The organism is Pseudomonas sp. S60, assembly GCF_016647865.1.
Taxonomy (GTDB): Bacteria; Pseudomonadota; Gammaproteobacteria; order Pseudomonadales; family Pseudomonadaceae; genus Aquipseudomonas; species Aquipseudomonas parafulva.
Genome location: NZ_JACVVH010000031.1, coordinates 1 through 21193, shown reverse-complemented (window position 1 = coordinate 21193; position 21193 = coordinate 1). Strand labels below are relative to the sequence as shown.

Annotated in this window: 17 protein-coding genes, 2 tRNA genes and 2 pseudogenes; 6 read left to right on the top strand and 15 right to left on the bottom strand. The window is 62.0% G+C overall.

What is annotated here, in order from left to right:
* The first annotated feature begins 7 nt into the window (after positions 1 to 7).
* A complete protein-coding gene (locus IAE33_RS16310) occupies positions 8 to 694 on the top strand; it encodes an ABC transporter ATP-binding protein (RefSeq protein ID WP_201164273.1) in 687 nt (228 codons plus the stop codon).
* The gene (locus IAE33_RS16305) at positions 691 to 3198 is read left to right on the top strand and encodes an ABC transporter permease (RefSeq protein ID WP_201164272.1); all 2508 of its coding nucleotides are present in this window, start codon (positions 691 to 693) and stop codon (positions 3196 to 3198) included. Before IAE33_RS16310 ends, IAE33_RS16305 begins: the two co-directional genes overlap by 4 nt.
* 23 nt (positions 3199 to 3221) lie before the next feature.
* On the opposite strand, the gene greB is transcribed toward IAE33_RS16305, so the two are convergent.
* The 3 genes from greB to IAE33_RS16290 all read right to left on the bottom strand — a co-directional run bounded on the left by greB (position 3222) and on the right by IAE33_RS16290 (position 5617).
* Positions 3222 to 3695: a transcription elongation factor GreB gene (gene greB / locus IAE33_RS16300; protein WP_060481165.1), complete on the bottom strand. Its 474-nt coding sequence runs from the start codon at positions 3693 to 3695 to the stop codon at positions 3222 to 3224.
* 11 nt (positions 3696 to 3706) lie between these two features.
* Positions 3707 to 4015 (bottom strand): hypothetical protein, encoded by a 309-nt coding sequence (locus tag IAE33_RS16295; protein WP_028634532.1) that lies wholly within the window; start codon positions 4013 to 4015, stop codon positions 3707 to 3709.
* 198 nt (positions 4016 to 4213) lie between these two features.
* The gene (locus IAE33_RS16290; RefSeq protein ID WP_201164271.1) at positions 4214 to 5617 is read right to left on the bottom strand and encodes a transglycosylase SLT domain-containing protein; all 1404 of its coding nucleotides are present in this window, start codon (positions 5615 to 5617) and stop codon (positions 4214 to 4216) included.
* Positions 5618 to 5773: 156 nt separating this feature from the next.
* Between IAE33_RS16290 and IAE33_RS16285 the strand changes: the two genes are divergently transcribed.
* From IAE33_RS16285 to IAE33_RS16275, 3 genes and pseudogenes are all read left to right on the top strand, one after another.
* Entirely contained in the window at positions 5774 to 6589 is an 816-nt protein-coding gene (locus IAE33_RS16285; RefSeq protein WP_201164270.1) for a TatD family hydrolase, read from the top strand.
* 88 nt (positions 6590 to 6677) lie between these two features.
* Positions 6678 to 8156 carry a methyl-accepting chemotaxis protein gene (locus tag IAE33_RS16280; RefSeq protein ID WP_201164269.1) on the top strand — a complete coding sequence of 493 codons (1479 nt, stop codon included), beginning with the start codon at positions 6678 to 6680 and terminating at the stop codon, positions 8154 to 8156.
* A gap of 75 nt (positions 8157 to 8231) precedes the next feature.
* Positions 8232 to 8453 (top strand): annotated as a pseudogene (locus tag IAE33_RS16275) (terminase); the annotation flags it as partial.
* A gap of 13 nt (positions 8454 to 8466) precedes the next feature.
* Here IAE33_RS16275 and IAE33_RS16270 read toward each other — a convergent pair.
* From IAE33_RS16270 to IAE33_RS16260, 3 genes and pseudogenes are all read right to left on the bottom strand, one after another.
* Positions 8467 to 9253, bottom strand: a pseudogene (locus tag IAE33_RS16270) (acyl-CoA thioesterase).
* Positions 9254 to 9334: 81 nt separating this feature from the next.
* Positions 9335 to 10114: a CHAD domain-containing protein gene (locus tag IAE33_RS16265; protein WP_201164267.1), complete on the bottom strand. Its 780-nt coding sequence runs from the start codon at positions 10112 to 10114 to the stop codon at positions 9335 to 9337.
* A gap of 14 nt (positions 10115 to 10128) precedes the next feature.
* Positions 10129 to 10407, bottom strand: coding sequence for a lipoprotein (locus tag IAE33_RS16260; protein WP_003250254.1), 279 nt, complete (start codon positions 10405 to 10407; stop codon positions 10129 to 10131).
* Positions 10408 to 10582: 175 nt separating this feature from the next.
* Between IAE33_RS16260 and IAE33_RS16255 the strand changes: the two genes are divergently transcribed.
* A complete protein-coding gene (locus tag IAE33_RS16255) occupies positions 10583 to 11623 on the top strand; it encodes a patatin-like phospholipase family protein (protein ID WP_060481160.1) in 1041 nt (346 codons plus the stop codon).
* Between the two features lie 60 nt (positions 11624 to 11683).
* Here IAE33_RS16255 and IAE33_RS16250 read toward each other — a convergent pair whose 3' ends face one another.
* The 9 genes from IAE33_RS16250 to IAE33_RS16210 form a co-directional block, all read right to left on the bottom strand.
* Entirely contained in the window at positions 11684 to 13555 is a 1872-nt protein-coding gene (locus IAE33_RS16250) for a SurA N-terminal domain-containing protein (RefSeq protein ID WP_201164266.1), read from the bottom strand.
* A 186-nt stretch (positions 13556 to 13741) separates the two neighbouring features.
* A complete protein-coding gene (locus IAE33_RS16245) occupies positions 13742 to 14014 on the bottom strand; it encodes an HU family DNA-binding protein (RefSeq protein ID WP_028634541.1) in 273 nt (90 codons plus the stop codon).
* A 152-nt stretch (positions 14015 to 14166) separates the two neighbouring features.
* On the bottom strand, positions 14167 to 16563 hold the full coding sequence (gene lon / locus IAE33_RS16240; RefSeq protein ID WP_201164265.1) for an endopeptidase La: 2397 nt from the start codon (positions 16561 to 16563) through the stop codon (positions 14167 to 14169).
* Positions 16564 to 16723: 160 nt separating this feature from the next.
* Positions 16724 to 18007, bottom strand: a complete 1284-nt coding sequence (clpX, locus tag IAE33_RS16235) for an ATP-dependent Clp protease ATP-binding subunit ClpX (protein WP_028634543.1) — start codon at positions 18005 to 18007, stop codon at positions 16724 to 16726.
* 108 nt (positions 18008 to 18115) lie between these two features.
* The gene (gene clpP / locus IAE33_RS16230) at positions 18116 to 18757 is read right to left on the bottom strand and encodes an ATP-dependent Clp endopeptidase proteolytic subunit ClpP (RefSeq protein ID WP_023536171.1); all 642 of its coding nucleotides are present in this window, start codon (positions 18755 to 18757) and stop codon (positions 18116 to 18118) included.
* A gap of 91 nt (positions 18758 to 18848) precedes the next feature.
* The gene (gene tig, locus IAE33_RS16225) at positions 18849 to 20162 is read right to left on the bottom strand and encodes a trigger factor (protein WP_028634544.1); all 1314 of its coding nucleotides are present in this window, start codon (positions 20160 to 20162) and stop codon (positions 18849 to 18851) included.
* 248 nt (positions 20163 to 20410) lie between these two features.
* Complete coding sequence (locus IAE33_RS16220) at positions 20411 to 20704, bottom strand: DUF6388 family protein (RefSeq protein WP_201164264.1); 294 nt, start codon at positions 20702 to 20704, stop codon at positions 20411 to 20413.
* A 190-nt stretch (positions 20705 to 20894) separates the two neighbouring features.
* A tRNA-His gene (locus tag IAE33_RS16215) sits at positions 20895 to 20970 on the bottom strand.
* A gap of 36 nt (positions 20971 to 21006) precedes the next feature.
* Positions 21007 to 21091, bottom strand: a tRNA-Leu gene (locus IAE33_RS16210).
* Between the last annotated feature and the right edge of the window lie 102 nt (positions 21092 to 21193).

The window sequence follows — 21193 nt, the reverse complement described above, 5'->3', positions numbered from 1 at the left end:
ATTCTCCATGGGCCCCAGCATTCTCGTTGCGCAGAACCTTAGCAAAGTGGTCCCCAGCGCGGAAGGCGAACTGGTGATTCTGCACGCGTTGTCACTGGATCTTGCCGCCGGCGATTCGCTGGCAATCGTCGGCGCCTCCGGCTCGGGCAAATCCACCCTCCTCGGCCTGTTGGCAGGCCTTGACCAACCCAGCGCCGGTCGCGTGCTGCTGGCAGGCCACGACCTTGGGCCGCTGGATGAAGACCAGCGCGCCAGGGTGCGTGCCGAACACGTGGGTTTCGTATTCCAGTCGTTTCAACTGCTCGACAGCCTCAACGCCCTGGAAAACGTCACGCTGCCCCTGGAGCTGGATGGCCGCCGCGATGCCAGGGAACATGCCCGCACCCTGCTGGAACGCGTTGGCCTGGGCCAGCGGTTGAGCCACACACCCAGGCAGTTGTCCGGTGGCGAGCAGCAGCGGGTGGCTATCGCACGCGCATTCGCCGCACAACCCGCCGTGCTGTTCGCCGACGAGCCCACCGGCAACCTCGACAGCCACACCGGCGAGCGCATCAGTGACCTGTTGTTCGAACTGAACCAGGAACGGGGCACCACCCTGGTGCTGGTCACCCATGACGAACGCCTGGCGCGCCGCTGCCGCCGGCAGATCCGCCTGGATGCCGGCCACCTGGTTGCGCCATTGGAGGCAGGATGACACGGATGCCACTGGCACGGCTGCTGGGGCTGGCTGCGCGCCAGTTGCTACGGGACTTGCGCGCCAGCGAAGTGCGCGTGTTGTTCTTCTCGTTGCTGGTGGCGGTGGCGGCAAGCACTGCCATCGGCTATTTCGGCGCCCGCCTGAACGGCGCCATGCAATTGCGTGCCAGCGAGTTCCTGGGGGCCGACCTGGTGCTGCAAGGGAGCGCGCCGGCTGCCGAACCGCAGCTCACCGCAGGGGCCGCCCAGGGTTTGCGCCACGCACAGGTGGTGGAGTTCACCAGCGTGGTGGGCGGCGACAGCGGCATCGAGCTGTCCAGCGTCAAGGCCGCCGACAACGCTTACCCACTGCGCGGGCAACTGCGCAGCGCCGCCCAGCCCTATGCCGAAGAAACCCCTGGCGGCCTCCCCGCCCCCGGCGAGGCGTGGGTGGAGCCCCGGCTGCTGGCGGCACTGGGGCTGAAGGTAGGTGACAGTATCGACGTGGGCATGAAAACCCTGCGCCTGAGCCGGGTGCTGACGTATGAGCCAGACCGCGCCAACAACTTCTATAGCCTAACGCCGCGGGTACTGATGAACCTGGCGGACTTGCCCGCCACAGGCGTGGTCCAGCCAGGCAGCCGGGTTACCTATCGCGAACTGTGGAGCGGCACTACCGACGCGCTGGCGCAGTATCGCCAGGCTGTAGAGCCGCACCTGGCAGCCAGCCAGCGCCTGCGCGATACCCGTGATGGCAACCAGCAGATTGGCGGCGCGCTGGGTAAAGCCGAGCGCTACCTGAACATGGCAAGCCTGGTGGCGGTGCTGTTGGCGGGCGTTGCCGTCGCCATGTCGGCCAGCCGCTATGCCTCCCGGCGGCTGGATGCCAGCGCGCTGCTGCGCTGCCTGGGGCTTTCGCGCCGCCAGGCCCTGACCCTTTACAGCCTGCAGTTGGCCATGCTGGGCATCGCAGCGGCAGCCGCCGGTGCCGGGCTTGGCTGGCTTGCCCAGTTGGGCCTGTTCCGGCTGCTGCAAGGCCTGCTGCCCAGCACCGTGCCAGCGGGTGACGCCGCCCCCGCCCTCGCGGGGGTCGCCACCGGGTTGGTGGCGCTGGCCGGTTTTGCCCTCCCGCCCATCGCAGCCCTTGGCCGGGTACCGCCGCTGCGGGTACTGCGCCGCGACCTGCTTCCCGTGCCGCCAGGCAGCTGGTTCGTGTACGGCGCGGCCTTGCTCGCGCTTGGCCTGATCATGTGGCGCCTGAGCCTGGACCTGCTACTGACCTTCGCATTACTCGCCGGCGGCCTGGTGGCAGCGCTGGCACTCGGCGGCCTGCTGTTGCTGAGCCTGCGCAGCCTGAGGCGCTTGCTGGCGAACGCGCCACTGGCCTGGCGCCTGGGGCTCGGCCAACTGCTGCGCCACCCCATGGCGGCGGCGGGGCAAGCCCTGGCATTTGGCCTGATTCTCCTGGCGATGGGCCTTGTCGCCCTGCTGCGCGCAGAACTGCTGGACACCTGGCAGGCGCAACTGCCCAAGGATGCCCCGAATTACTTTGCACTCAACATTCTGCCAGACGATCGCGAACCCTTCGCGGCGCACCTGAAACAGATCAATGCAGCCGCAGCCCCGCTATACCCGGTCACCCCGGGCCGGCTGGTGCAAGTGAACGGCGAGCCGGTGCAGCAGATCGTCAGCAAGGACTCGGCGGGCGAGCGCGCCGTGCAACGTGACCTGAGCCTGACCTGGGCTCAGGACCTGCCCACGGGTAACGCCCTGACTGCGGGCCACTGGTGGCAAGGCCTGCCGGCAGGCGACGAAGTGCCCGGCGTGTCGGTAGAGGCGGAACTCGCTGTCAGCCTGGGGTTGAAGTTGGGTGACCTGCTGGCGTTCGATATCGGCGGGCAGCAACGTCAGGCCCGGGTGATCAACTTGCGCAGCGTGCACTGGGACAGCTTTCAGCCCAACTTCTACATGATCTTCCAGCCCGGCACCTTGCAGGGCCTGCCTACCACCTACCTGACCAGCTTCTACCTGGCGGCGGGGCATGACCTGGACGTCGTCGCGCTGTCGCGTGCATTCCCTGCGGTGACGCTGTTGCAGGTTGACGCCCTGCTGGATCAACTGCGCAGCATCCTCGCGCAAGTGACGCTGGCTGTGGAGTACGTCCTGTTGTTTGTGCTGGCTGCGGGGCTGGCCGTGCTGTTCGCAGGCCTGCAAGCCACGCTGGATGAGCGTATCCGCCAAGGTGCACTGCTGCGGGCGCTGGGGGCGGCGCGACCGTTGTTGGTAAAAGCACGCCGTATCGAGTTTGGCCTGCTGGGCGCAGTCAGCGGGTTGCTGGCAGCCGCGGGCTGCGAGCTGATCACCTGGGTGCTGTACCGCTACGCGTTCGACCTGCCCTGGGGGCCGCACCCCTGGCTGTTGGTGATGCCGGTGGCTGGCGCACTGCTGGTGGGCGGCGCCGGCGTGCTGGGCACCCGCAGGGCGCTGAATGCAAGCCCACTGGCCGTGCTGCGCGATGGCTAAGGCTGCAGAGGAAGGCTGTGCCCCTACTGGGTGTAACTAATGGTATTGATGTACCAGCTTGCCTCGCCGGTAGGCGTGTGCACCACCACCTCATCGCCCTGCTGTTTTTTCAGCAAGGCACGCGCCATGGGTGAATCGATCGAGATGTAATCATTGCGCCCATGGATTTCGTCGTAACCGACGATGCGAAAGCGCAGTGATGCGCCGTCGTCATTCTCGATTTCCACCCAGGCGCCGAAGAACACCCGGCCTTCCTGCTCGGGCGCATAGCTCACCACTTTCACGTCCTCCAGGCGTTTGCGCAGGTAGCGCACCCGCCGGTCGATTTCGCGCAGAAGCTTCTTGTTGTACTGGTAATCCGCATTTTCACTGCGATCACCCAGCGATGCCGCCCAGGTCACTTTCTGGGTGATTTCCGGGCGATAGACCCGCCAGAGATGATCCAGCTCTTTCTTCAGGGCCTCGTGGCCCTGAACAGTGATGATGTTGGTACTCAACTGGGCGCTCCTCAGCGGCCGGTGATCAGGCCTTGGCGGGCAATGCGCACCAGGTTGCCGATGATTTCGGCTGCGTCTTCCGGCGCGGGCGCCTGGATAACCGCCAGGTCAAAGCGATCATTGGCGTACTGGGCAAGGTGCTGCCCCGTTTCGGCAAACTGGATCAGAAAGGCGCGCGCCTGGCCTCGGCGGCGAGACAGGCCTTCGAGATGGCGCAACAGGGTGGGCTGATGCTGACCACCGAGCAGAATGCGCGGTGTACGGGACGCCTGGCTGGCAGGCAATGGGCTTAAACAGACACTGGTACGTGGGCAACTCATGGCGCTTTCTCTGCCTCGCAAATCCCGCTGGGCAGCGGTGGGAGGCATCACCGAACCAGCGCTTTAGCGGTATTTGAAAACACCCTGGGGCGTTTTTGCGCCCCGCAAGTAGCTGTTTAAATCGGCGCAAGCGGTATGCTAGAGCGATGTGCCACAACTTGCAAGCGGCTCGGCTACAGCCCCCGCCAGCCCGGCCGCTCAGCGTTTCACCACGCGCTCGAGCACCCCACGCTGGCGGTTGAACGCCACGTAGTACTTGTTCACGCTGTTGACGAAATTGACCGGCCCCATGCCCACCTGCTCCATGGCAATCCGTTCGGTCTGGAAAAACCACTGGTTACCGTTGAGGCCGCGCTTGCGGGCTTCTGCGCGCATGGCCTGCACCCGCTCCGGGCCCAGGTTGTAGGCCGCCAGGACGAAGGCCATGCGCTCACGCTCGTTGATGCGCGGGCTGGAGAAGAACTTGCGGCGGATCAGCGCCAGGTAGCGGGCACTCGCTTGCACATTGCCATCCACCGTTGACGTATTGCTCACCCCTACCCGTTGAGCCGCCGAGGGGGTGATCTGCATCAGCCCATGCGCCCCACCCGCGCCGCGCGCCGTCGGGTTCAGGGTCGACTCCTTGAAGGCCAGCGCCGCCAGGTTCAGCCAGTCGATCTGCTGCGCGTCACCATGCTTCTGCAACACCGAGCGCACGGAGGCCAGGCGTTGGCGGGCCTTGCTTGCCAGGGGGTCATGCACACGGTACTGGCGGCGGTAGATACGTTCGAAAGCAGCGTCCTGGTTGCCCGGTGCACGGTAACCCTGAAGAAACCGGTCGACCGCTGCCTGCAGCTCGGGCGTATCGCGCCCCACATACCAGCGCATGGCCTGCGGCGGCCCAAGGTGCACGCCCGGGTTGAGGCGCAGCCGTGGCATTACCCTGGACCAACGCTGGGCAATCGGCTGCTCGACCACCGTGAGGTGATAGATGCCGGCCTGCACCATTTCCAGTACATCCTCCACCGCCAGCGTTGAATCAACCCATTCCACCTTGATGGGCGGGCGCTTGCGCAAGGCCAGCCGCTGGTTGACCTGCTGGATGAGCGGGCCGGCGGCACTGGCACTGGTCAGGGCGATGGTACGCCCAGACAACTGCTCCACCTGGGTGAAGCCGCGCTCACCCTTGCGCCCGACCAGCGTTAGCGCTACGTGGTCGCGTATGGGCGCAGTGGCCGTGACGCCACGCACTACCCCAGGGTCGAACAGTTCGCCCGGTGCTGCCAGGTCACCCTCGCCCCGTGCCAGGGCGCCCAGTAACTGCTCCTTGGCCCGTGGGATCAGCTTGAGCTGCAACCGCTGGCCGTCCTCGACACGCGCGTTGAGAAAATGCTCCAGGGCCCGTAGCCGATAATATTCGATGCCCACCGGTTCGCCCTTCACTTCGCCCGAACTGTTGCGGCTCTGGTTGACCAGCACGCGCAACACCTTGCTGCTGCGTATCTGCTGCAGGTCGCGGGCCTTGGCCGCAGGAATGTGCTGCGGGCCCGGCGCCCGCGCCTGTGCATACGCAGCCACGGGCAGGCAAAGCGTTAGCAGGAAAACAAGCCAGTATCGCGGCATGGGCAGCGTATCCGTGGGGTGTGGGGGCCGGTTAGCCAGGCCATCGCCACATGAGGTTTGACGGCAAAAGACCTCTACAAGCACATGAAGTTCTTGGATTTTCAGTAAAACGCAAGCTTTTGCTATGCTGGCCGCCCCGCGGCACGAGGTAGCACCATGCAACTGATCGATATCGGCGTCAACCTGACCAACAGCAGTTTCCAGGGCCGAGAGGCCGAGGTTTTCCAGCGCGCCCTGCAGGCGAATGTGGCGCAACTGGTGCTGACCGGCACCAGCCTGGCTGTCAGCGAACAAGCGCTGGAGCTATGCCATCAGCTTGACGAAACGGGCGCCCACCTGTTCGCCACGGCAGGCGTACACCCCCATGATGCTCAAGGCTGGGACAGCTTGAGCGAGCAGCGTTTACGCCAGTTGCTTAAAGAACCTCGGGTGCGAGCAGTGGGTGAATGCGGGCTGGACTTCAACCGCGATTTTTCCCCTCGCCCACAGCAGGAAGCCGCCCTGCATGCGCAACTGGCGCTGGCGGTGGAAACGCAGATGCCGGTTTTTCTGCACGAACGCGATGCCAGCGAGCGCCTGGTCGCGATTCTTAGGGAGTACCGCGACCACCTGGTAGGCGCGGTGGTGCACTGCTTCACCGGTGAACGTGAGGCGCTGTATGCGTACCTGGACCTGGATCTGCATATAGGCATTACGGGTTGGATTTGCGACGAACGGCGCGGCACTCACCTGCATGCGCTGGTGGGCAATGTGCCTGCAGGCCGGCTGATGCTCGAAACCGATGCGCCCTACCTGTTACCCCGCAGCCTGCGGCCCAAGCCAAAAAGCGGTCGCAACGAACCGGCCTACCTGGGCGAGGTGCTGAGGGAGGTTGCGCTGCACCGATCCGAACGTATCGAAACAACCGCTGCGCACACCACGGACACTGCACGTACCTTCTTCAGCCTGCCCTCAGTGCCCGTTGTTTCTTGATACATATCAACACCGTCGCTGGCAGCCAGCGGCACAATGATGGCACCTTGCCAATATTGTTTCCGCTCAACTCAGAGAAGACCTACCCATGGGTGCCTGGCTTAGCAATGTTTCACTGAAATACAAGTTCTGGGCTGTCAACGCGGTGGCCTTCGTCACAACCCTGCTGCTGGTGCTGTATGCCGTGCACCTGGAGCAGCGTGCGCGCGCCGAGGCAGCGCAGCGCCAGGCCGTGGCGCAGGCTGAAGTGCTTGCGGCCTGGCCGGCAGGCCAGGCACTGCCCCGCGCTGCCGCCATCGTCAGCTGGTCGACCGGGCAAACGCCAACCTTTGCCGGCGAGCCCCTCGACGATCTGCGTAACGCTCAAGGCTGGGTGAACCTGCCTGGTGATCACCTGCTGGGTGAAGACCCCGTCGAGGGTGCGCAGGTATTGAGCCTGGGCGACCGCCAGGTCGCCGTGATCGCACAGGCGCCCAGCCTGCGTCAGGTGTTCGTGGAGCGGTTCACCAACTACGCGGTGTGCGTATTGATCCTGATGCTGGCCATGCTGGGTGCCTCGCAGTTGCTGATCCGCTTCTTGCTCAGCCAGCTGAACACCCTGAAGGACGTGATGCTGCACGTGGAAAAGACCGGCGACCTGGCCGCCCGGGTACCGCTGGCCTGCGGTGACGAAGTTGGCCAGATGGCCGGTGCGTTCAACGCCATGCAGGCAACCTATCACCGGGTGGTCAGTACCGTCGCCCACACGGCAGCGCAACTGGACTCCGGCGCTGTACGCCTGGCTGCCAGCATGAGCGACGTGCGTCACGGCATGCTGGGCCAGCAGAGTGAGACTGACCAGGCGGCCACGGCCATCAATGAAATGTCGGCCACGGTGCACCATATCGCCCAGCACGCAGCGGCGACCCGTGACCTGTCACAGACGGCCGACACCCTGGCAGGCAGTGGCAAGGAAGTGGTGAGCCGCGTCCAGACGTCCATTTCGGGCTTGTCCAGCGGCGTGCAGCAGACCGCCGAGATGATTCGCCAGCTGGCGGAAGACAGCCAGAAGATCAATGGCGTGGTCAGCGTGATTCACAGCATCGCAGAGCAGACCAACCTGCTGGCACTCAATGCCGCCATCGAGGCGGCGCGTGCAGGTGACCTGGGCCGTGGGTTTGCAGTGGTGGCAGATGAAGTGCGCAACCTGGCAAAGCGCGTGCAGACCTCCACCGACGAGATTACCACCATGGTGTCCGCCTTGCAGTCAGGCACCCGCGACGCCGTGGACTTCATGCAAGAGAGTTCTTACAAGGCCGACGACTGCGTCAGGCAGGCCCAGGAAGCCGGGGCCGCACTGGCGGAAATCACCGGGGCTGTGGCGCAGATGCGTGAAAGCAATACCCAGATTGCCGTGGCGGCCGAGCAGCAAAGCCAGGTTGCCGAAGAGATGAACCGCGCCGTGGTGAGTATCCGCGATGTTACCGAGCAGACGGTGCAGCAGACCGTGGGCTCGGCCAACACGAGCACCGAGCTGGCCACCCTGGCCGGGGCGCTGAACAAGGCCATAGGCCAGCTGAAGCTATAGTCGCCATAGCCAGCCTCGATTGGCCCACTGCATGGGGCCGCACTAAGCTTTGGGCATGACCGAGAGGAACTGCCCATGAACAAATACCTGCCCCACCTGCCCGCCTGGCAATGGCGACGCCACGGCCACAATCACCGCCACTCGGGCAACCCTGCGCCACACTTCATTGCCGTGCCTCTGTGCATACTGGGTGGGTTACTGGTGCTGTCAGGCCTGTTTGGCATCGACCTGACGCAAACCGCCGTCGGCGCCATTGCCCTGGTTGCAGGCGCCAGCCTGCAGCGACACAGCCATCGGCATCCGGGCTAGATCAGGCGAATACGGTGACAGTCTGCCGGCTCAATGCCAGTAAAGCCCCGTCGGCGGCCCACAACGCGGCCGCCGCATGGCCATAACCGTCACGCGCATGTTCGGTTTCCACGCAGTAGCGGTACCAGTCAACCGCAGACGCCTGCGCTATCGGCTGGACGAACTCAATGGTCCAGGTCAACGTGCTGCCCGCAGCAGGATGCTTCAAGAACGGAAGCAGGCTGGGCGGCCACGCATCCACCAATGCCAGCAGGTGAGCTTCACTGAGCGGCTGCGCCGCGATGTCGCGCAGGCGCACCCAGCCACCCATCTTGCGTGCGCTGCTGCCTGTGAACGGCAAGTCGCCCACGCCCCAGCGCAAGGCCAAGTGGCGCATGAACTCGGGTGTAATCCCTGGCATGAAGGGCAATTCCTCTGCTGAGTCAGCCAGGGCTTTCATGGGTTCGGGCGGCAAGGCAGGCACCTGCACCACCGAAGTGCGTGAGGCACCGAAGTTACCCTGGACCAAGGTGACCACCTGGCCGTCCTGCACGGCACGGCCCAACAAGGTGCTGACCCCCTTCCCCTCGCGCAATACCTCGGTTTCGAGCCGAAGCGGTACCTCGGGCGCCGCCGGCGCAACAAAGCTGATAGCCAGCGAGCGCACGGGGCGATCACCACCCACCCGCGGGCGCATGGCCTCGAACACCATCGCTGCCATCAGCCGCCCGCCCATGAGCCCAGCTGACCGGCACGGTGATGTTGTCGGGGTTGGCCCTGGCGGCCTCGAGCATCTGAGAGAAGTTCATCGGGCAATTCCTGAGCAGGTCGCAATCGACGTGTCTGCCCATCCTAGCCACCAACTGCTCACACCACAGCCTTCATATCGGTCAATGTCCAGGCTTGCGACGCACCAACGCCTTGCGCAGGGCCTCCAGCGTTTTGTCAGACCTGCGTTCAGCCTGGTGCAGCTCCTGCTCCCACTCACCTTGGCAAACCAGCAAGTCTGGATGTTCACGCACCTGCAGCAGCCACTGCAGGCGGTCATGCCAGTCGCCAAGGTCGCCTTGGGCGCGCTTGAGCACCTGCTGCAGGCGCTTGCCGGCGTGGTCGAGCTGCGGGTACGCCTCATCACCGTAACGTGCGCGCTTGATCAGCAGACGCAGGCGGTGGCGGTCGTGCGCAGGGTCCTTCAGGGCAGCTTCGAGTTTTCGCCACTGCTTGATCAGGCCCTTGTCAATGCGTTTGTCCAGGGACCTGGGGAGGCCTTCGCGCCCGGCTGCCCGCAGGAACAACGGGAACGCATCAACAATGGCCAGCACGCGTGTCAGCTGCGGGCTGGCGGCGACGCTGGCATAGCTGCTGGCGCGGCCTTCCAGGCGTTTTTGCCCGGGCCGCGCATGCCCTCGCGCCACCAGCTCTGCAGCCAGCACCTCATTGTCGCGCAGCGGTGTGGTCAGCGTGCCCAGCGACTTTGCAGCCTCTTCGAGCTGCTCGACACCGGGCAGCCCACGCAGCGGCCGCAGCAGGCTGCGCAAGCGGCGCAAGGTCGTTCGCAGGTCGTGCAAGGCCTCGCTGTCGGTATCAGCAGCAAGTCGCTCGCGGCAGGCCAACAGCCGTACCTGTACGGTGAGTACCTGTGCGACCAGATGATCGAGCATGTCAGACATGTGGCGCTCCTTGGTCAGCGACCGGCACGCGACTCACGAATGTAGAAACGGGCCTTTTCGGCTTTGCGGGTGCAGCTCTCATACCCTTCGAACTGTTGCTGGGTCTTGGCACCGGTGAGCAGTGACAGCGCCTTGGAATAACTCACTGCGCCCGCGAAGCCTTCGGCCTTGGCCAGGTCAAGCTCTTTCCAGGCCGCGTCCAGTTGGGTGGCACAACTGTCGCGGTACGCGGTTTTGCCTGCGCAGCCGGCAAGGGCCAGGGCAATCAGGGGAAGGCAGATCCAGGCTTTCATCGTTAAGACCTCGAAGATAGGAAAACAGTGGCGTTTGGACGCTCGGGCACCTGAAAAGTGCCCAGCCTGGCCCCGGCTTGCTGCACCCCGCGGGTAGCCCCGCGCATTGCGCATTGAAGCCCGGGGTGGGTTCAGTGCATTGTAGGCCCATGGTTACACGGGCTGGGGACTGTACATGAGCAAACGCGTGGCACTGGTACTGGGATCGGGCGGCGCCCGGGGGTATGCGCACATCGGCGTGATCGAGGAAATCGAACGCCGCGGCTATGAAATCGCCTGTGTTGCTGGCTGCTCCATGGGGGCGGTGGTGGGCGGCATCTATGCCGCAGGCAAGCTGGGCGAGTATCGCCACTGGATCGAAAGCCTGGACTACCTGGATGTGCTGCGCCTGGTGGATGTCAGCTTCCGCCTTGGCGCGATCCGAGGCGACAAGGTATTTGGCCAAATTCGCAAGATCGTTGGCGAAATCAACATCGAGCAGTTGCGAATCCCCTACACGGCAGTTGCCGCAGACCTCACCAACCAGCAGGAAATCTGGTTCCAGGAGGGGTGCCTGCATCAGGCCATGCGCGCCTCGGCCGCCATCCCCAGCCTGTTCACCCCAGTGATGCAGGGCAACCGCATGCTGGTCGACGGGGGCATCCTCAACCCGTTGCCGATCGTGCCTGTGGTATCCAGCCACTGCGACCTGATTATTGCGGTCAACCTCAACGCCACCAACCAGAAGCACTACCAACTGCCGGTGATCGAGCGGCCGGCTGCTTTCAAGATGCGTTTCGACGCGCTGTTGAATTCATTAGGTTCACACCTGCCGTTCCGCCGTAAACCAGCCGAGCAGCTAGTGCGCATTGCTCAGGGCATGGGTACCGAAGGCCTGGTGCCGCCAAACCCCTGGCTGGCCGATGCAGCTAACCCGCAGGCCCAGCAACCCACCGCCGCTCCCGAGCGCGAGGGGGCACCGAAGTCGGCAACAGGTTCGTTCATCATCGATAACGTGGGCCCTGCTTCCCTGCTGGACCTCATCAACCAGAGCTTCGAGGTGATGCAAACTTCGTTGGCACAGTACAAGATCGCCGGTTATCCGCCAGACGTCCTGATCAACGTGCCCAAACGTGTTTGTCGGTTCTTCGAGTTCTACAAAGCGCCAGAGCTGATTGCGCTGGGGCGGGAGATTGCGCGGGACACGCTGGACAATTATGAGGGGGCCAAGCGCTAGCGCAAGGCTGGGGGGTGGGGATTGAATACTGGGGCTGCTGTGCAGCCCCAGGTGATCACCTCAGTAGCGGGTGATGTCAGCGTTGGCTTCCAGCTGCTTGCGGTACGCAGCGAAATCCTGCTGGCCGGCGCGGGAGGCAAGATAGCGGCGGATCTGCTGCTTCTCTTCGTCAGTCGCTGCAGTGCCTTCGTTCACGCCCTTGAGTTGCAGCACCACCAGGCTTCCGTCACGCAGTACCACGCTGCCATAGACTGGCTTGTCCTTGGCCTGAGGCTTGCCCAGGCGGAAGAGCGCCTGCAGTTCAGCCGGGTCAATCCCGTCCTCGCCACGGGTCACCGCCTCATAGGCCTTCCAGCCCTGGCCTTCGTGCACGCTGCCAGCAGCGATGGAACCGTCACGCAGGCCGGCGATCAGCTTGTCCGCCTTGGCTTTGAGTTCGGCAGTTGCCTTCTCCTTGGCCAGGTGGTCGCGGATACTCTTGGCGACTGCCTCCAGCGGCAATTGCTCAGGCTTGCGGTGCTCCTTGACGCGCAGCACGACAGTGGTTTCCGGGTCCAGCTCGATGGCGGTGCTGTTGGCACCCTCCTCCAGCACTTCTTCGGAGAATGCAGCCTGCACCACGGAACGGTTGGCAGTGATGCCCTCGCCGCCTTCACGACCGAACGGCGCGGAGGTATGTACCTTAAGGTTCAAGTCCTGGGCAGGTTGCCCAAGGTCGGAAGCCTCGTAGGCCGCATCCTGCAACTGCTTGCTGGCATCCACGTAACGCTGCTCCACCATCGGCGTCTTCAGGTCACGGGTAAGCTTGTCTTTCAGGCTGGCGAAGCTCGGCACCTCAGGCGCCTCCACACCCAGCAGCTTGATCAGGTGGTAGCCGTACTCGGTACGCACCGGAGCAGAGACCTGGCCGTCGTGCAGCTTGTACAGCGCCTGCTCGAATGCCGGGTCGTAGACTCCAGGGCCCGCGAAGCCGAGGTCGCCGCCGTTGCTGGCCGAGCCTGGGTCCTGGGAATACTCCTTGGCCAGCGCGGCGAAATCCTCACCTTTGGCCAGGCGCTTCTCGATCTCATCAGCGCGGGCCTTGGCCTGGGCGTCGGTGACCTTGTCGTTGACCTCGATCAGAATGTGGGCGGCGCGACGCTGTTCGGCAAGGTTGGCGATTTCCTTCTCGTACTGCGCCTTGAGTTGCTCGTCAGTAACCTTGGCCTGGTCGAAGAATGCCGACTTCTTCAGCTCGACATAATCAATCACCACCTGGTCGGGTGACATGAATTCCTTGGCGTGCTGGTCATAGTGCTGCTTGACCTCTTCATCGCTGACCTTCACCGAGGCCGGGTCGACCTTGAAGGTGAGGGAGGCAAAATCGCGGGTCTGCTTTTCCAGGCGGGCGAATGCATCTACCTGCTGGTCGGTCACGAAGCTGCTGCCGGCCAGGCCGGTACGCAGTTGCCCGATGAGCATTTCTTCGCCGAGCATGTCGCGGAACTGCATGCGGCCATAGCCCATCTGGCGGATGACCTGATCGAAGCGGTCGGCACTGAACTTGCCATCGACCTGAAATTCCGGCGTCTGCAAGATTACCTGGTCGAGGGCAGCATCGGAGAAGGCGAACTTGGCATCCTTGGCGCCCTCGAGCAGCAGCTTGCGGGCGATCAGGCCCTTGAGTGCCTCTTCGCGCAGCAGCTTGTCATCCAGCAGCGCAGGGTCGAAGTCCTTGCCCAGCTGTTGCACCAGCTGGCGGCGCTGCATGTCGGCTGCCTGGCTCAGTTCGTTCTGGCTGATGGTTTCGCCGTTGACCTTGGCGGCGTCCTGGCTATGGGTGGCGGCTTGGAAGATAGCTTCGAAACCGGTCAATGCCATCAGAACGACGATGAGGCCGATGATGGTCTTGGCAATCCAACCTTGTGAATTGTCCCTGATATTTTGCAGCATGCGTCCCCCAGAGACGGCTGTACCACTGCGTCGACAACCGCGGAGCGTGGGTAGAGTCCTGATAAAAGAAAGGCGCATCCGAGGATGCGCCTTTTCTTAGCAAACGTGTCAGGCGAGAACGTTTGCGCCTCGCCTTCGGCGTGCTCGAACCTGGCAGTGCCCGATTCGGCTGAAAGAGACGACTTGTTAGTTGACGGCGTCTTTCAGGCCCTTGCCAGCCTTGAAGCCCGGCACCTTGGCAGCGGCAATCTTGATCGCCTTGCCGGTTTGCGGGTTGCGGCCAGTGCGCTCAGCGCGGTCTTTAACAGTGAAAGTACCGAAGCCCACCAGTACCACATCGTCGCCTGCTTTCAGGGCACCGGTCACAGACTCGATGACTGCGTCCAAGGCGCGACCAGCAACAGCTTTCGGGATGTCAGCGGATGCGGCGATAGCGTCAATCAGTTCCGACTTGTTCACTCTAAGTCCCCTTATCTCTCTAATGAGTATGTTTCTAAGTATGTAATCAAAAACGTTTGAAACGTACGCTGGGTGGCCTGATGACAATAGCGTGCCGCTTTATAGCAAGGCCCCGAAAATACTGTCAAGGAAAGCCCCCCAGCCTAAAACTGCTAGTGCGTGCTGATTCTTTCCTTAGCATCGCTGTCGCGCTTTTCGTCCTTGGCGACAATCTCGGAAGCCACATCTGGCAAGGGCTCCGGGGCGTATTGCAGCGCAATTTGCAGGACTTCGTCAATCCATTTGACCGGTTTGATCTGAAGATCCTGTTTGATGTTTTCAGGAATCTCCTTCAAATCGCGCACATTCTCCTCCGGGATGATCACCGTCTTGATGCCGCCACGGTGAGCCGCCAGCAGTTTTTCCTTCAGGCCGCCGATCGCCAGTACCTGCCCGCGCAGGGTAATTTCGCCGGTCATGGCGACGTCGGCGCGTACGGGTATCTGGGTCAGTGCCGATACCAGCGCCGTGCACATGCCAATGCCAGCACTCGGGCCATCCTTGGGTGTAGCACCCTCGGGCATATGGATGTGAACGTCATGCTTTTCATGGAAATCAGCAGCGATCCCCAGGCTACGCGCCCGGCTACGCACAACCGTCTGCGCGGCCGTGATCGACTCGACCATGACGTCACCCAGCGAACCGGTCTTGATCAACTGGCCCTTGCCAGGGATGACCACGGCTTCGATGGTCAGCAGTTCACCGCCAACCTGCGTCCAGGCAAGGCCTGTGACCTGGCCGATCTGGTCCTTCTGCTCCGCTAGCCCGTAGCGGAACTTGCGTACCCCCAGCAGGTGCTCAAGCTGTTCGCCAGCCACCTTGACCTTCACCTGCTTCTGGCCAGTGTGCTCCTTGACCACCTTGCGGCAGACTTTGGCAATCTGCCGCTCCAGGCCACGCACGCCAGCCTCGCGGGTGTAGTAACGGATGATGTCACGGATCGCCGATACGTCGACCTCCAGCTCTTCCTTCTTCAACCCGTTGGCCTTGACCTGCTTGGGTACCAGGTACTTGACCGCGATGTTGATCTTTTCGTCCTCGGTGTAACCGGGCAGGCGGATGATCTCCATACGGTCCAGCAGCGCTGGCGGAATGTTCATCGAGTTGGAGGTGCACAGGAACATCACGTCCGAAAGGTCGTAGTCGACCTCCAGGTAATGGTCGTTGAAATTGTGGTTCTGCTCGGGGTCCAGCACCTCGAGCAGCGCCGAAGCCGGGTCGCCACGCATGTCGCTGCCCATCTTGTCGATTTCATCGAGCAGGAACAGCGGGTTGCGCACGCCCACCTTGGTCATCTTCTGGATCAGACGGCCCGGCATGGAGCCGATGTAGGTGCGGCGGTGACCGCGGATTTCTGCCTCGTCACGCACACCGCCAAGGGCCATGCGCACGAACTTGCGGTTGGTTGCTGCAGCGATGGATTCAGCCAGCGAGGTCTTGCCGACGCCGGGTGGGCCAACCAGGCACAGTACAGGGCCACGGATTTTCTTGACGCGTTTCTGTACGGCAAGGTACTCAAGAATGCGTTCTTTGACCTCTTCAAGGCCATAGTGGTCGGCATCGAGGATTTCCTCGGCCTTGGTCAAGTCCAGACGTACCTTGCTCTGGGCCTTCCACGGCACCTGCACCAGCCAGTCGAGGTACGAGCGCACCACCGTTGCCTCGGCCGACATCGGTGACATCTGCTTGAGCTTGTTCAGCTCGGCTTGAGCCTTGGTCATGGCATCTTTCGGCAGGCCCGCAGCTTCGATGCGCTTTTTAAGCTCTTCGACCTCGTTGTGGCCCTCGTCGCCGTCACCGAGCTCTTTCTGAATGGCTTTCATCTGCTCATTCAGGTAGTACTCGCGCTGGCTGCGCTCCATCTGCTTCTTGACCCGACCACGGATACGCTTCTCGACCTGCAACAGGTCGATTTCGGCGTCCAGCAGCGCCAGCACGTGTTCGACACGCGCCGACAGGTCGACGATCTCCAGGATCTCCTGCTTCTGCTCGATTTTCAGCGCCATATGCGCAGCCATGGTATCAACCAGGCGGCCAGGCTCATCGATGCTGTTAAGCGATGACAGGACTTCGGCGGGGACTTTCTTGCCCAGCTGCACGTACTGCTCGAATTGCGAAAGCAGCGTGCGCACGAACACTTCCGACTCACGCTCCGCAGCGTCGGTTTCATCGATCAACGACACTTCGGCTCGCACATGGCCATCGACTTCGCTGAAGCGCTCGACCGCACCGCGCTGCTCACCCTCGACCAGCACCTTGACGGTGCCATCCGGCAGCTTGAGCAGTTGAAGCACAGTGGCTACGGTGCCGACGCGGTACAGCGCGTCCTCGCCCGGATCGTCATCGGCCGGGTTTTTCTGGGCCAGCAGCAGAATCTGCTTTTCGCCCGTCATCGCCGCCTCAAGGGCTTCGATGGACTTTTCACGCCCCACGAACAGCGGGATGACCATGTGCGGGTAAACAACGACATCGCGCAATGGCAAAAGAGGCAAGTCGAGGGTGGTCTTCATGATTTCGCCTCTACAGCGGCCCTATGGCCGGAAAACGTTGGAAATTATGCTTGGACCTAATGTGGGGGCATGCCTGCGAAATTACAAGCGCTAGCGCAGGAAAAGCAAAAAGGGGCCCGTGGGCCCCTTGATGCAGGTACTTCAACCGACCATGCCCGTATCAGGCGTCTGGTGCAGCCTTGGCTTGCGGCTCGCTGTTTTCGTAGATCATCAGCGGCTGCGAAGTGCCTTCGATGACGCTCTCATCAATGACCACCTTGCTGACATCCTTCGAGGAAGGGATCTCGTACATGGTGTCGAGCAGAACGCCCTCGAGAATGGAGCGCAGGCCACGAGCACCCGTTTTGCGCTCAAGGGCCTTGCGCGCCACGGCCTTGAGCGCATCAGAGCGGAACTCAAGGTCGACGCTTTCCATTTCGAACAGCTTGGCATACTGCTTGGTCAAGGCGTTCTTCGGCTCGGTCAGAATCTGGATCAGTGCAGCTTCGTCCAGTTCGTCAAGCGTCGCCAATACGGGCAGACGGCCGACAAATTCCGGAATCAGGCCAAACTTGACCAGGTCATCCGGTTCGACTTCACGCAGCGACTCGCCAACCTTCTTGCCTTCTTCCTTGCTGCGCACTTCAGCGCCAAAGCCCATACCACCCTTGGTAGAGCGGTTCTGGATGACCTTTTCCAGGCCGGAGAACGCGCCACCGCAAATGAACAGGATATTGCGGGTATCAACCTGCAAAAATTCCTGCTGCGGATGCTTGCGGCCGCCCTGCGGCGGCACCGAGGCAACGGTACCCTCGATGAGCTTGAGCAGCGCCTGCTGCACGCCTTCACCCGAAACATCACGGGTAATCGACGGGTTATCAGACTTGCGCGAGATCTTGTCGATTTCGTCGATGTAGACAATGCCCATCTGGGCCTTCTCCACGTCGTAGTCACACTTCTGCAGCAGCTTCTGGATGATGTTTTCGACGTCCTCACCCACATAACCGGCTTCGGTCAGGGTGGTGGCGTCTGCAATGGTGAACGGTACGTTCAACAGGCGAGCGAGGGTTTCTGCAAGCAATGTCTTACCCGAGCCGGTAGGCCCGATGAGCAGAATGTTGCTCTTGCCCAGTTCGACTTCGTCGCCTTTTTTGTCACGCTGATTCAGGCGTTTGTAGTGGTTGTACACCGCTACGGCAAGCACCTTTTTTGCGCGCTCCTGACCAATGACGTACTGGTCCAGGATGCCGCTGATTTCTTTCGGCGAAGGCAATTTGTGCGCGCTGCTCTCGGCCTGGGCTTCCTGCACCTCCTCACGGATGATGTCGTTGCACAGGTCGACGCACTCGTCGCAGATAAATACCGAGGGCCCGGCAATCAGTTTGCGCACTTCGTGCTGGCTTTTGCCGCAGAAGGAGCAATAAAGCAATTTGCCGCTGTCCTCGCCGTTACGGGTGTCAGTCATTCGATCGATCCAATCCGGTAGGCTTGCAACACAAGATGAAGGCAATTGCGGGCTTTTTCAAGTCCGCAGGCAGGCGCCATGTGCGCCCACCTGCTCTGGCTGCCGGGGTCAGGAAGCCAGTTGCCGCTTGTCGTATACCGAGTCGATCAGGCCGTACTCGGCCGCGCGCGAGGCGCTCATGAAATTGTCGCGCTCGGTGTCACGCTTGATGGTTTCCAGGTCCTGGCCTGTGTGGTACGCCAGCAGCTCGTTCAGGCGCGCCTTGATATTGAGGATTTCCTGGGCATGGATCTCGATATCGGTAGCCTGGCCCTGGAAACCGCCCAGTGGCTGGTGAATCATCACGCGCGAGTTAGGCAGGCAGTGACGCTTGCCCTTGGCACCGGCAGCCAGCAGGAACGCACCCATGCTGCAGGCTTGGCCAATGCAGATGGTGGAAACGTCCGGCTTGATGAACTGCATGGTGTCGTAGATCGACATGCCTGCGGTCACCGAACCGCCCGGCGAGTTGATGTACAGATGGATATCCTTGTCCGGGTTTTCCGCCTCAAGGAAGAGCATTTGCGCAACGACCAGGTTCGCCATGTAGTCTTCTACCGGACCAACCAGGAAAATCACACGCTCCTTCAACAGGCGCGAGTAAATGTCGTAAGCACGCTCGCCACGGGCGGACTGCTCGATAACCATCGGGACCAGGCCGCCTGCAGCCTGGATGTCAGAGCTCTGCTGAATAAAAGAATTGCGGGACATGTCCTGCGCTCACTCCCAAATAGTCATGGCTTGAATACGCACAAGCCAGCGCGAAGGCTGGCTTGTGGGGGTTTCCTACGAGAAGGGCCCGTTACTCGGCTTCGGCGGGTGCCTCGGCAGGTTTAACGGCTTCTTCGTACGAGACCGACTTGTCGGTCACAGTCGCTTTCTGCAGAACAGTATCTACAACTTGTTCTTCCAGCACAACCGAACGCACCTCGTTCATCTGCTCGTCGTTCTTGTAGTACCAGGCGATGACCTGCTCAGGCTCCTGATAGGCAGAGGCCATTTCTTCGATCATCTCGCGAACCTTGGCCTCGTCTGGCTTCAGCTCGTTCTGCTTGACCACTTCGGCCACGATCAGGCCCAGCACGACGCGGCGCTTGGCCTGCTCGTCGAACAGCTCGGCTGGCAGTTGGTCAGGCTTGATGTTGCCACCGAACTGCTGAACAGCCTGCACGCGCAGACGGTTGACTTCGTTTTCCAGCAGCGCCTTTGGCACTTCGATCGGGTTGGCGGCCAGCAGACCGTCCATGACCTGGTTCTTGACCTTGGTCTTGATCGCCTGGCGCAGTTCACGCTCCATGTTCTTGCGAACTTCGGTGCGGAAGCCTTCCAGGGTCGATTCCTTGATGCCGAACTGGGCGAAGAACTCTTCGTTCAGTTCTGGCAGCACAGGTGCCGCAACGCTGTTGACAGTGATGGTGAACTCGGCGGCTTTGCCGGCCAGGTCCAGGTTCTGATAGTCCTCAGGGAAGGTCACGTTCACAACGCGCTCTTCGCCCGCCTTGGCGCCTACCAGGCCTTCTTCGAAGCCAGGGATCATGCGGCCCGAACCCAGAACCAGCGGGGTGCCTTTGGCCGAACCACCTGCGAAGGCCTCACCGTCTACCTTGCCAACGAAGTCGATGTTGACCTGGTCGTCGTTCTGGGCGGCACGCTCGACAGCCTCGAAACGCGTGTTCTGCTTGCGCAGCACTTCCAGCATGCTGTCCAGGTCGGAATCAGCCACTTCGGCGCTCAGGCGCTCGACCTTGATGGTTTCGAGGCCAGCCACGGTGAACTCGGGGAACACTTCGAAGATAGCGACGAATTCCAGGTCCTTGCCTTTTTCGAAGGACTTGGGCTCGACGGCAGGGGCGCCAGCCGGGTTCAGCTTCTGCTCGACGATCGCTTCATAGAAGGAAGCCTGGACCAGGTCACCGAACGCCTCTTGACGGGCATCGGCTTCGAAACGCTGGCGGATCACGCTCATCGGCACCTTGCCTGGACGGAAACCGGCAACCTTGGCGCGCTTGGCAGTCTGCTGCAGACGCTTGTTGACTTCGTTCTCGACGCGCTCGGCCGGAACGGCGATGGTCATGCGGCGCTCGAGAGCGGAAGTGTTTTCAACAGAAACTTGCATGGATATTCCTCGTTGCACAGACGTTAGCCGGCGTTTGCCCGACTCCAGAATCAAGGGCAAGCATTCTAGTGAGTCACGCAGCAGAAGTCACCCCACCCGGGATGCCCCCTGGACGACGCCGGTCGATTGGCTTTAAAGGCTCGGGCGGCAAGCCGCCGAACCTGTCTCAATAGGGGCCGCAGGACGCCCATGACGGTCTGCGGCCGAAATATCTTGTTCAATAACTACCTTCAACGACATCGCTTCCTTTATGCAGGGTCGTTGAAATGGCAGTACTCCTCCCAGCCCATGCCCAGCGCCTCTGCCACCTCCCGATGGGTTTCCAGGCGCATCGCCTGTAGTTGCTCGGGGCTTGCGGCAATCAATTGCAGCGCCAACTCCCAAGGCTGAAGGCCTTGCTCATGAGCGGCATCTTCGAACGCCCACTCGATTTGCTGCGCCTGCTCATGCGCATCAAGCTGACGGACCTCTTCCAGCAGCTGTGGATGGGCCTGGGCAAAGCGCTGCAGCGCAAGGGCCTGACGGGCTTCTTTTGCAATCATTGGGCTGCTCCTCTGCCGACTCAACGGGCCGGGGTTTCAACCGGCTGAAATCTAACAGCTTTTATTGGGCCCTCACCAGCGGATTGCAAGGGCCGGGCAGTGATTTTGCCCCGAAAATACTTGCCATGGGCTGCGCGCGACGCACAACAAAAAAGGCGCCCGGTCCATGACCAAGGCGCCTTTCGAAAAATGGGGTGGACGATGGGAATCGAACCCACGACAACTGGAATCACAATCCAGCGCTCTACCAACTGAGCTACGCCCACCATGTTGCGGTGTTGCGGTACTGCTTTACAGAAGCATGGTGCGGACGAAGAGACTCGAACTCTTACAGCTTGCGCCGCTGGAACCTAAATCCAGTGTGTCTACCAATTTCACCACGTCCGCGTAACGCTTAAAACAAAGGCGCCAGATGCTATCGCGGCGCCTTTGAAGAATATGGGGTGGACGATGGGAATCGAACCCACGACAACTGGAATCACAATCCAG